Annotated in this window: 2 protein-coding genes; one reads left to right on the forward strand and one right to left on the reverse strand. The window is 69.8% G+C overall.

Annotated features, from left to right (window positions below; genetic code table 11):
- On the reverse strand, positions 1-456 hold a 456-nt coding region (gene ssb / locus PO768_RS28905), incomplete at its 3' end, for a single-stranded DNA-binding protein (protein WP_272648806.1).
- Between the two features lie 147 nt (positions 457-603).
- Between ssb and PO768_RS28910 the strand changes: the two genes are divergently transcribed.
- On the forward strand, positions 604-1,075 hold a 472-nt coding region (locus PO768_RS28910; protein ID WP_272648807.1), incomplete at its 3' end, for a hypothetical protein.

The following is a 1,075-nucleotide window of genomic DNA, read 5'->3' on the forward strand; positions in this document are numbered from 1 at the left end:
GGCGCGGGGGGCCGGTGCCGGGGCGTCGAAATCGTCACCACGGTCGGCGCCACGGCCAGCGCCGGCGCTGCGGCCGCCGCCGTAGCTGCTGCCACCACCGCCGCCACCCTCGTCACCGCCGTCACGGCCGCCCAGCAGTTGCATCTGGTCAGCGATGATCTCGGTGGTGTAGGTATCGCGGCCTTCCTTGTCCTGCCATTTGCGGGTGCGCAGACGACCTTCGACATAGAGCGGGCGGCCCTTCTTGCAGTACTGGCCGACGATCTCGGCCAGCTTGTCGTTGAACACGACACGGTGCCATTCGGTCTCTTCCTGCTTCTCGCCGGACTCGCGGTTCTTCCAGTTGCGCGTGGTCGCCAGGCTGATGGTGCAGAAGGCCACGCCGCTGGGGTTGTAGCGCAGCTCGGGGTCGCGACCGAGGTTGCCGATGAGAATGACTTTATTGACCGAGGCCATGATGCGCTCCGCTGGCGTTTGTTCGTGAGTAAGGGCTGGATTATGCCGCTGTCGTTCGCCGCCCCCCAACTGGCGCCTCGTGCCCGCGATCCGGCACTTGATCCCCGCCGCCGCCGCCAGCGGGCGGGCGCATCCTAAGATGGCGCCATGCCCCGATCGAGCCCACGCCCCGCCGACAGCAATCACAAGCTCTGGCTTGCCTATGCCGGCCTGTGCCTGCTGAGCTGGATGCTCTATGCGATGGCCGGCACCGAGCTGCAGCGCGGCATCTGGCAGCTCTGGGGCGCGGTCTACCAGGCCACGCTGAGCCTGTGGCCGCCGATGCTGCTGGGCGTGGGCGTGCTGCCCTGGGTGGGCTGGCTGCAGCGCCGCAGCTGGGGCGCGCCGGCCAGCCTCGGCCTGCATGCGCTCGCAGCCCTGCTGTTCGCCGCGCTATGGCAGGGGCTGGAGTTCCTGACCGCCTGGTGGCTGTTCGGCGCCGACCATGCCGAGGCCACCTTGCAGCAGTTGGTGCTGTGGCGGGCGATCTGGGGCGTGTTCGTCTATATCGCGCTGGTGGCCGGCTTCGCGGCCGTGCTGAACGCGCGCCGCGCCCGCGCCAGCGCGGTGGCGGCGGCCC

The sequence above is a fragment of the Paucibacter sp. XJ19-41 genome, assembly GCF_028462495.1.
Classification (GTDB): Bacteria; Pseudomonadota; Gammaproteobacteria; order Burkholderiales; family Burkholderiaceae_C; genus Roseateles_E.